Origin of the sequence: Pseudomonas sp. JV449 (assembly GCF_032424295.1) — a bacterium.
In the GTDB taxonomy this organism is placed as follows: domain Bacteria; phylum Pseudomonadota; class Gammaproteobacteria; order Pseudomonadales; family Pseudomonadaceae; genus Aquipseudomonas; species Aquipseudomonas marginalis.
In genome coordinates this window covers 1-9,753 of sequence record NZ_VYKD01000006.1, presented here as the reverse complement: position 1 = coordinate 9,753, position 9,753 = coordinate 1, and the positions used below count along the sequence as shown (strand labels likewise).

The window sequence follows — 9,753 nt, the reverse complement described above, 5'->3', positions numbered from 1 at the left end:
ATATGCCTACGACCGCCAGGGCAACCTCCTCAGCGTCGATGACGGCCACTGGGCGTTGGCCTACGAATACGACCAACAAAGCCGCCTCACCGCCGAACACCAAGGCTGGGGCACCTTGCGCTACGGCTACGACGCCTGCGGCCAGCTTCAACACCTGCGCCTACCGGACAACAACCGCTTGGTGTTCAACCACGGCAAAGGCGGCCACCTCGCCACCGTCGAATTAAACGGCGCGCTGCTGACGTCTCATCTGTTCAAAGCCGGCCAGGAGCACCAACGCCAACAAGGCCAACTCCTCAGCCACTACCACTACGACGACCAACACCGCCTGCACGTCCACGCAATCACCCAGCAACAAGACCACCTCTACCAACGCCAATACGACTACGACAAAACCGGCAACCTCACCCGCTTGCTCGACACGCGCAAAGGCGAACACCACTACCACTACGACCCACTAGGCCGCCTCACCCGCGCCGACCACTCCCAAGACCTGCAGGAACGCTTCGGCCACACCCCGGCCGGCACCCTGCTGATGCAAGACCGCCCCGGCCCCGATATCGTTGCCGGCAACCGCCTGATGATCCAGGGCGACCGCCACTACGACTATGACGCCTTCGGCAACCTCATCCGCGAGCGACGCGGCAAAGGCCATCAACTCGTCACCGAATACCGCTACGACTGCCAGCATCGGCTGATCGGCATCACCCAACCCAACGGCCAAACCGCCAGTTACCGCTACGACCCGTTTGGGCGGCGCATCAGCAAAACCGTGGACGGCCTAACGACGGAGTTTTTCTGGCAAGGCGACAGACTGATTGCCGAACACCATGCGGATCGCCATCGCAGCTATCTCTACGAACCCGATAGTTTTAGGCCGCTCGCCCTGCTGGAAGGCTTCGGCCCAAAAGATACCAAGCCCTATCACTACCAACTCGACCACCTCGGCACGCCGCAAGAACTCACCTCTCCAGACGGCGACATCGTCTGGTCCGCCCACTACCGCGCCTACGGCCAGATCAGCCGACTCGACAAAGGCACAATCGACAACCCGCTACGTTTCCAGGGCCAGTACTTTGATCAGGAAAGCGGGCTGCACTACAACCGCCATCGCTACTACAATCCGGATATTGGGTGTTACCTGACGCCTGACCCGGTGAAGTTGGCGGGTGGGATCAACGCGTACCAGTACGTGCCTAACCCGACCGGATGGGTAGATCCGTTAGGGTTAGCTTGCACTTCTGGGAGCTGCCCTCCGCCACACACCGGAAACACGTGGGAGTTTAACTCCGATGTAGATCTGGACTGGCGCAAACAAGACCGCAACAGCTACGAGCAAATGCACACGGGTTTAGATGAAGCCTTTCGCAGAACAGGCATATCAAGGGATGAATACAGCGTATCCAAATGGGGTAAAGACCAATATGGAAAGTCATTTCCAACTGAATGGCGTGTCCAAAGCGGCCCAAATAGGGGGGCCGAGGTGAATATTGATGACCCAATACTTGTCCCAAGCAAAGAAGGGCCGAAATCACCTCATATTGGCTATCAAACCCCCGGAAAGAGAGCGGGCGGAGGGGCAAAAAGAGGTCATATACTTCTCAAACTGGTTCCCGTTAGCCGATCAAGAATTGGGATTCACTAATGAGTTACCTGGAAGAAGAAATAGATGATGCTTTCAGGAGCTTAGAAATAAGCTTTAGAAAACTTCAGACATACGAAACCACAGCATTAATAAATAACCTGACAAAAAAGTTCTTCAAGTTCGAGAGCAGCTTCCTCGACCCCGTCGAACTGAACGAGAAAAATTCAGAGCACAACCCCAATTTCTGGAAGGAAATACAGTACCGCATTAACCAAAAAGACCTGATTTTGTTGGTACTTGATTCAACATACTCGGGCTGGGAAATCGACAATGCGCAGGATATAGCCTCTATCTTAGGTGAAACGACCGGATATCCGTTCTGGGTGACGGATAGCAAACTCACGTTTCTGGTGCACATGGATGATCATGACTGCGTTATTTGGGCTTGAAGATGGTTTGCCACAACTGGCCTTCTATCACCGTCATAGCCAACCCCAATTCGCCCACCCGCCCCCCCCCACCTAAACTCTCCCCATATTATTTCAACGGACAGAGGGTTCACCATCATGGGCAAACGTCATCCCAATCTCCCCGCCTGGCAATGGCGTAACTACCCGCAAAACCATCAGCACCCGACCAACCTGGCGTTGCACCTGATTGCCGTGCCGCTGTTTATCATCGGGTTTCTGTTGATTGTGTCCGGAGTGTTCAGCCTGAGCCTGGCCAGTTTCGCCATTGGCGTAGTCGGCATCCTCGCTGGCCTGGCGTTGCAGCGTCATGGCCATAGCCTGGAAGCCGAGGCCGGTGAGCCGTTCAGTGATCGTAAAGACGCAGTACAGCGCCTGGTGGTCGAGCAGTTCCTGACGTTCCCGCGCTTTGTGTTGAGCGGTGGCTGGTGGCGTGCCTGGCGGCTGCGCCACCGCCACTGACGATCAGGCGAAGACCACCACGGTCTGGCGGCTGAGGGCGATCAACGCACCGGTTGGGCTCCACAGCGCGGCGGCGGCGTGACCGTAGCCGTCGCGCGCATGTTCGATGCTGACGTGGTACTGGCACCAGTCCAGGGTCGTCAATTCCTGCAAGGGCTGGATGAATTCGATGGTCCAGGTCAGTGTGCTGCCCGGAGCGGGCTTTTTCAGGTGCGGCAGTAACGCCGGTGGCCAGGCGTCGACCAAGGCGAGGATATGCGCTTCGGTCAGCGGTTCCTCCTTCACATCCCCGCGCAAGCGAACCCAACCGCCCATCTCGCGGGATTTATTACCGGTAAACGGCAAACCGCCAACGCTCCAGCGCATCGCCAGGTGGCGCATGAATTCAGGCGTGACGCCTTTGATATAGGGCAGTTCCTGGCACTCATCCCAGTGCTTGAACGTCGGCGGCGGCTCGCTGGCCACATCGATTTCCGACTCGCGGGATGCGCCAAAACTGGCCTGTACCAGGGTCGCGACCTCACCGTTCTGCACGACACGGCCGAGCAACTGGCTGACCGCCTTGCCTTCACGCAACACTTCGACTTGATAGCTGGCGGGTACATCGGGCGCGACCGGGCCAACGAAGGTGATCGCGAGCGAGCGCAATGGGCGGTCCGTCGGCACCTGGGCGCGCAAGGCTTCGTATTGCAACGCAGCAACCAAGCCACCAAAGGACGCACGGCCCTGGGCCCACTCGGCGGGAATGGTGACATCCAGCGGGTTGCTTCGGGCAGCGTCGAGCAAATCACTAAAGCGCATGGCGACCTCACATCAAAAAAAACGGATGTGCGATCTTAACCAGCGCGCAGCCAAGGTACAGCGCTTATTCCGGCCAAAAGCCGGACCGATTTAGAAACAATCCGCGCTGAGTTTGTCCAGCACGCGATCCGCCTGCCCTTCGGCCTTGGCCATGGTGCGATGCCATATCGCAACACAGGGCTGCAGATCGGCTTGATGTTCGGCCTGGGCCAACCATTGCCAGCAGTCATGCCAATCACCCAGTGCCGCTTGGGCTTTCTTCAGGCGTGGCAGGGCATTGGCGGGCAACTTATCCAGCTGGGGGTAAGCCTCGGCGGCATAGCGCACACGCTTGATCAACAAGCGCAAACGGTGGCGATCATGGTCTGGATCTTTCAGCGCTTGATCGAGTTTCTGCCATTGCTTGGCCAGGCGCTTCTCAATGCGCGGTCGCAAACCCTTGAGCAATTTCTGGTGCTCCGAGGCGCGGATAAAGCGCGGGAATGCATCAAGGATCAGCAGCAGATGCGCAACTTCCGGGCCTTGCGCCACCTGGCGATAGGCGTCGGGTTGCAGGCGCAGGCGTCGATCTGCGGCCTCGTGATAACCATGCTGATGCAAATACGCCGCCAGCACCTCTCGGTCGCGCAGCGGCGTCGTCAACTGGCCGACCGTGCCGGCGGCCAATTCAAGCTGTTCCACACCCGGCAGCCCGCGCAAAGGACGCAACAGACTGCGCAGGCGGCGTACGGTGGTGCGCAGATCATGCAGGGCTTCATCATCGGTAACGGCAGCGAGGCGAGCCTGGCAGCTCAGTAACCCTACTTCCAGGCCAATGACCTGAGCGACTAACTGATCGACCAAAGCTGACATCCTGCCCTCACTCTCAGATGAAAAATCCCACTCTGCGCTGCACGTTAACGCCCGGCGCGCGACTCACGAATATAGAACCGAGCTTTTTCGGCCTTGTTGGAGCAGCCTTCAAACGCCTCGAATTGCTGCTGGGTCTTGGCGCCCGTCAGTAACGACAAAGCCTTGGAGTAGCTGACGGTGCCGGCAAAACCTTCGGCCTTGGCCAGGTCGAGTTCTTTCCAGGCGGCATCCAATTGCGAGCCACAGCTGTCGCGGTATGCGGTTTTCCCGGCACAACCCGCCAGGGCCAACATGATCACAGGCACACACATCCAGGCTTTCATCGATGACACCTCAAAATAAAGAAAAACAGTCGTACGCTGTAGACGTTGCCTACAAGAAAAAGTGCCTTGTCCTTAGCCTGAAATCGGTAGTACCTATTGCCAGAGCATACCCGAGCCTGGGCGCTATTCTTGAAAAATATTGCCAGGCGCAACGAAGATTGAAGCGGCCCCCAAAATAGGCGCATTGTGGGCCCCCGTTTATGAAGGACATCGACCATGAAGAAACGTGTTGCCTTGGTGTTGGGTTCCGGCGGGGCCCGGGGCTACGCCCATATCGGGGTGATCGAGGAAATCGAACGGCGCGGCTACGACATCGCCTGTATCGCCGGTTGCTCCATGGGTGCCGTGGTGGGCGGGATCTACGCCGCCGGCAAACTGGACGAGTATCGAAACTGGATTGAAAGCCTCGACTACCTCGACGTGCTGCGCCTGGTGGACGTGAGTTTCCGCCTTGGGGCGATTCGTGGCGAAAAGGTCTTCGGGCAGATCCGCAAGATCGTCGGCGAGATCAATATCGAAGAGCTGCGCATCCCCTACACCGCCGTTGCCACCGACCTGACCAACCAACAGGAAATCTGGTTCCAGGAAGGCTGCCTGCACCAGGCCATGCGCGCCTCGGCAGCGATTCCCAGCCTGTTCACCCCGGTGATGCAAGGCAACCGCATGCTGGTGGACGGCGGCCTGCTCAACCCGCTGCCGATCGTGCCGGTGGTGTCGAGCCATTGTGACTTGATCATCGCGGTCAATCTCAACGCCACCAACCAGAAACACTACCAGTTGCCTGTGATCCAGCGCCCGCCGGCGTTCAAGAGCCGCTTCAACAGCCTGGCGAAATCACTGGGTTCGCACCTGCCGTTTCGCCGCAAGCAGGCCGAGCAGTTGATGAAACTTGAGCAGGAAGCCTTGCAGGCCCAGGCGGCCGAGATCAATCCGTGGCTGGAGTCGGCCGAACCCGAATCCCAGCAACCTGCCGCCGCACCGGAAAAGCCGGGGGCGCCGAAGTCGGCCACCGGTTCATTCATCATCGATAACGTCGGGCCGGCGTCATTGCTGGATCTGATCAACCAGAGTTTCGAGGTGATGCAGACTTCGCTGGCGCAATACAAGATCGCCGGCTACCCGCCGGATGTGCTGATCAACGTGCCGAAGCGGGTGTGCCGGTTTTTCGAGTTCTACAAGGCGCCGGAGTTGATCGCACTTGGGCGGGAAATTGCCAGTGATACCCTGGATCGCTATGAGAGTGAGCAGCGCTGAGACAGCCGTGTCGCTAGAGCCGTGGTGAGCGGGCTTGCCCCGCGCTGGGCTGCGCAGCGGCCCCACTCAATGAGGAGCGCGCAGTGTCAGGTACTCCTTTGGGCCTGGTTTTGGGGCTGCTACGCAGCCCAGCGCGGGGCAAGCCCGCTCACCACAGAATCCACATAACCCACAGAACCCACAGAACCCACAGAACCCACAGAACCACAGACCCCACAGACCCCACAGAACCCACAGAACCACAGAACCACAGAGAGGCTGACAGATCGCCTCAGGCGCTCAACAACCGATACCCCACTCCCGCCTCGGTCACGATAAACCTCGGCTGGGTCGGATCATCCGCCAGCTTCTGGCGCAGATGCCCCACCACAATCCGCAGGTAGTGACTGTCGTCGGTGTGGGTCGGCCCCCAGATGTCCTTGAGCAGTTGCTGTTGGGTAATCACCCGTCCCGGATGCCGCGCCAGTTGTGCCAACACCGCGTATTCCTTGCGGGTCAGTGCCACCTCGGCGCCGTCCAGCAGCACGCGGCGATAGGCCAGGTCCACCGTCAACGGGCCAAACTGCAACGCCGCTTCCTGGGTCTCGCCCACCGGCGCCTGGCGCAACAAGGCGCGCACGCGGGCCAGGAACTCCTGGATGCCGAAGGGCTTGGTGACATAATCATTGGCGCCACCGTCTAGGGCTTCGACCTTCTGTCCTTCGCTGGCCCGCACCGACAGCACCAGTACCGGCACCGTCGACCACTCACGAAACTCGCGCAACACCTGCTGGCCGTCCATGTCCGGCAGGCCCAGGTCGAGCACCAGCAAGTCGGGTTTGCTCAACGCAGCCTGGGCCAGGCCTTCGTTGCCGGTACCGGCCTCGATCACTTTGTAGCCCTGGGAGGCCAGGCTGATGCGCAGGAATTTGCGGATCTGCGGTTCGTCATCAATGACTAAAATCGTCGCGGTCTGGCTCATGGCGTCCAATCAACATCCGTAGAGAAAACAGGGTAGCTCACGCCTCGCCTTCCAGGCCAGGCTGTGTCGGCAATGGCAGGAACAGCGTGATACAGGTACCGCGCCCCTCAATGCCATCGGCCACGCTGATATGCCCACCATGGGCGCCGACCATGCCCTGGCAGATCGCCAGGCCGAGGCCGGTGCCCTGCCCGCCTCGATCACCGCGTGCGGCGGTGTAGAACATGTCGAAGATCTTCGCCCGCTCATCCTCAGGAATACCGGGCCCCTCATCCGCCACGGCGAAAAACAATCGGTTATCCGAGACGCCGGCGCTCAGTTGCAATCGACCGTGGGGCGGTGAAAAGCGCGCGGCATTTTCCAGCACATTGACCAGTGCCTGTTCGATCAACGCAGCATGGACATAGAGCAACGGCAACTCCGCCGGCACATTGGTGCTCACCTGCAGAGGTGCCAACACCGCGCGCAAACGCCCGAGCGCACTGCCGACAATATCGCCGGGCGACACCCAGTCCCGCGCCAGCTTCAGCGCGCCATGGCCCAGTCGCGTCATGTCCAGCAGGTTCTGGATATAGCGGTCCAGGCGCTCGGCCTCATCGCGGGTGCCTTCGAGCAGCTCGCGACGATCCTCCAGGGGGATGGCTTCGCCGAGCGCCAGCAGGCTGTCGATACTGCCGCGCATGGAGGTCAACGGTGTGCGCAAATCGTGGGACACCGACGCCAGCAAGGCGCTGCGCAGTTGCTCGGTTTCGCCATGCAAACGGGCGGATTCCAGCTCCTGGGCCAACTGTGCCCGCGCCAGGGCCTGGGCCAGGGGCTGGCTCAAGGCGGTCAGCAAGCGACGGCGCTGGCCGCTCAATTCCAGGCCCGGCTTGGCACTGACGCCGAGCAACCCGAGCGGGCCTTCTTCGCCCGACAACGGCCACCACCACCAGCGCCCGAACGGCAAGGTGCCGGTGCCCATGCCTGCCGGCTGGTCATGCTGCCAGGCCCAATCGGCCGCAGCACGCTCGGCTTCGGTGAAGGTCAGCGGGCCGCCGGTCTCGACCTTCCAGCCACCCTGGCCGTCGCGATTGACCAGGCACAGATCCAGGTCGCTCCAACCTTCCAGATGGTGGGCGGCGGCACTGATCACCGCCTGGCGGTCGGTGGCGGCGGTGAGTTTGCGCGACAGGTCGAGCAGTTCGCCGGTTTCTTCCTGGGTGTCGCGCAATGCCTGCAACTGACGGCGCTGGCGTGCGGCAAGATTGCCGGTGAGCGCCGCCATCAGCAGGAAGAACAACAGCGTCAGCACGTCCTCCTCGCGCTGGATGGCGAAGGAGAAATTCGGCGGGATAAACAGGAAGTCATAGGTCAGGAACGACAACGCCGCACACACCAGGGACGGCCCCAGGCTGCTGCGCACCGCCACCAGCAACACGGCGGCAAGAAACACCAGCGAGATATTGGGCAACGGCAGCGCGCTTGCCACTGCCCAGGCCACAGCGGCGGCGACGATGGTCGCAACCACGGCCAAGGCGTAATCGAACCACACCAGGCCGCGCACATCCGGCAGGCGTGGGGCTGCGGGCACATCGTCACTGTCGAGGACGTTGATTTCCAAGCCCCGGGCATTACGCAACAGGCGCGCCGCCAAACCGCCACCGAACAGGCGACGCCGCCAACGCATTCGCGACTGCCCCACCAACAGCAGGCTGGCACGGCGTTCGGCGGCATGCTGGATCAAGGTCTTGGCCACCTCCCCCGCCCGCAGCAGCACCACTTCGCCGCCAAGGCGCTCGGCCAGTTGCTGGGCGTTTTGCAGGCGCAGGCGGGCCTGCTCATCCCGCGCACGGCCGTTGTCGATATGCACCAGGCTCCACGGCAAATGCCGACGCTGGGCGACGCGACTGGCATGGCGCACCAGGCGTTCGGCCTGCGCATCGCCATCCACGCCCACCAACAAACGCCCACGTACCGCCGGCGCCGCCTGGCCGAGCTGGCGATAACCCTGGGCCAAATCGTCGTCGACATGGGCGGCGGCGGTCTGCATCGCCAGCTCGCGCAGGGCCATCAGGTTGGTCTGGGTAAAGAACGCATCGATGGCGGCGCGGGCCTGCTCCGGCACATACACCTTGCCGTCGCGCAGACGCTCGAGCAGTTCGCGGGACGGCAGGTCGATCAACAGCAGTTCGTCGGCCTCCTGCAACACCCAATCCGGCAAGGTTTCGCGAACCTGCACACCGGTGATGCCGCGGACCTGGTCATTCAGGCTTTCCAGGTGCTGGACGTTGACCGTGGTAAACACGTCGATGCCGGCGGCGAGCAGTTCCTGAATGTCTTGCCAACGCTTTTCATGGCGGCTGCCGGGGGCGTTGCTGTGGGCCAGTTCGTCCACCAGCACCAGCTTGGGCTTGGCGGCGAGCAGGCCGTCGAGGTCCATTTCTTCGAGCATCACGCCACGGTATTCGCTGCGCAACAGCGGTTGTTGCGGCAGGCCGCTGAGCAAGGCTTCGGTCTCGGCTCGGCCGTGGGTTTCAACCACGCCGGCGATCAGTTTGACGCCCTGGCGCAATTGGGTGTGGGCAGCCTGGAGCATGGCGTAGGTCTTGCCCACACCCGGCGCAGCGCCGAGGAAAACTTTGAGCCGGCCACGGCCGTCCCGGGGTAGATCGGCTAGCAGGGCATCGGCGCGGCCGGAGTCGCTCATGCTGGGGTTTCCTTCAATTGTTCAGACCCAGAGAAAATCCAATGTGGGAGGGGGCTTGCCCCCGATAGCGGTGGTTCAGTCGATACCTGTGTTGACTGACACTCTGCTATCGGGGTGTAGAACCGTAGACATCGTTTACATCTGAAACCGGGGACATCGTTTACACATTTGAGGCCTGGACGCGGGTCATACCTCGTCCCAGCCTCCCCAAGGGATAATCACACAGGTACAAATCCCAAGCTTCATCTTCAGCTTCTTTGAGCCCTATCCTTTCCCCGGACAGCGCCTCGCTGATAAATACCAACTTGCCGTTCCACTTGATCGATCCGTCCTGCCTGACGCTTCGAACTTTCATTTCT

The 9,753-nt window shown here is 60.8% G+C and carries 9 protein-coding genes and 1 pseudogene; 4 read left to right on the top strand and 6 right to left on the bottom strand.

What is annotated here, in order from left to right; genetic code table 11:
- The 3 genes from F6S08_RS09470 to F6S08_RS09460 all read left to right on the top strand — a co-directional run.
- On the top strand, positions 1 to 1,645 hold a 1,645-nt coding region (locus tag F6S08_RS09470; RefSeq protein WP_315871550.1), incomplete at its 5' end, for an RHS repeat-associated core domain-containing protein.
- The gene (locus F6S08_RS09465) at positions 1,645 to 2,034 is read left to right on the top strand and encodes a hypothetical protein (RefSeq protein WP_074844622.1); all 390 of its coding nucleotides are present in this window, start codon (positions 1,645 to 1,647) and stop codon (positions 2,032 to 2,034) included. The genes F6S08_RS09470 and F6S08_RS09465, both read left to right, overlap by 1 nt.
- A 117-nt stretch (positions 2,035 to 2,151) precedes the next feature.
- Complete coding sequence (locus F6S08_RS09460) at positions 2,152 to 2,514, top strand: Mpo1-like protein (RefSeq protein WP_027604139.1); 363 nt, start codon at positions 2,152 to 2,154, stop codon at positions 2,512 to 2,514.
- Positions 2,515 to 2,517: 3 nt separating this feature from the next.
- On the opposite strand, the gene F6S08_RS09455 is transcribed toward F6S08_RS09460, so the two are convergent.
- The 3 genes from F6S08_RS09455 to F6S08_RS09445 form a co-directional block, all read right to left on the bottom strand.
- The gene (locus F6S08_RS09455) at positions 2,518 to 3,315 is read right to left on the bottom strand and encodes an acyl-CoA thioesterase (RefSeq protein WP_137213065.1); all 798 of its coding nucleotides are present in this window, start codon (positions 3,313 to 3,315) and stop codon (positions 2,518 to 2,520) included.
- Between the two features lie 90 nt (positions 3,316 to 3,405).
- Positions 3,406 to 4,167 carry a CHAD domain-containing protein gene (locus F6S08_RS09450; RefSeq protein ID WP_065947441.1) on the bottom strand — a complete coding sequence of 254 codons (762 nt, stop codon included), beginning with the start codon at positions 4,165 to 4,167 and terminating at the stop codon, positions 3,406 to 3,408.
- Between the two features lie 44 nt (positions 4,168 to 4,211).
- Positions 4,212 to 4,490, bottom strand: coding sequence for a hypothetical protein (locus F6S08_RS09445; RefSeq protein ID WP_003172685.1), 279 nt, complete (start codon positions 4,488 to 4,490; stop codon positions 4,212 to 4,214).
- A gap of 216 nt (positions 4,491 to 4,706) precedes the next feature.
- Between F6S08_RS09445 and F6S08_RS09440 the strand changes: the two genes are divergently transcribed.
- Positions 4,707 to 5,744 carry a patatin-like phospholipase family protein gene (locus F6S08_RS09440; protein WP_065947440.1) on the top strand — a complete coding sequence of 346 codons (1,038 nt, stop codon included), beginning with the start codon at positions 4,707 to 4,709 and terminating at the stop codon, positions 5,742 to 5,744.
- Between the two features lie 271 nt (positions 5,745 to 6,015).
- Here F6S08_RS09440 and F6S08_RS09435 read toward each other — a convergent pair whose 3' ends face one another.
- The 3 genes and pseudogenes from F6S08_RS09435 to F6S08_RS09425 all read right to left on the bottom strand — a co-directional run.
- The gene (locus F6S08_RS09435) at positions 6,016 to 6,705 is read right to left on the bottom strand and encodes a response regulator (RefSeq protein WP_027604142.1); all 690 of its coding nucleotides are present in this window, start codon (positions 6,703 to 6,705) and stop codon (positions 6,016 to 6,018) included.
- A gap of 37 nt (positions 6,706 to 6,742) precedes the next feature.
- Positions 6,743 to 9,394, bottom strand: coding sequence for a sensor histidine kinase (locus F6S08_RS09430; RefSeq protein WP_065928094.1), 2,652 nt, complete (start codon positions 9,392 to 9,394; stop codon positions 6,743 to 6,745).
- A 160-nt stretch (positions 9,395 to 9,554) separates the two neighbouring features.
- A pseudogene (locus F6S08_RS09425) lies at positions 9,555 to 9,753 on the bottom strand (IS481 family transposase); the annotation flags it as partial.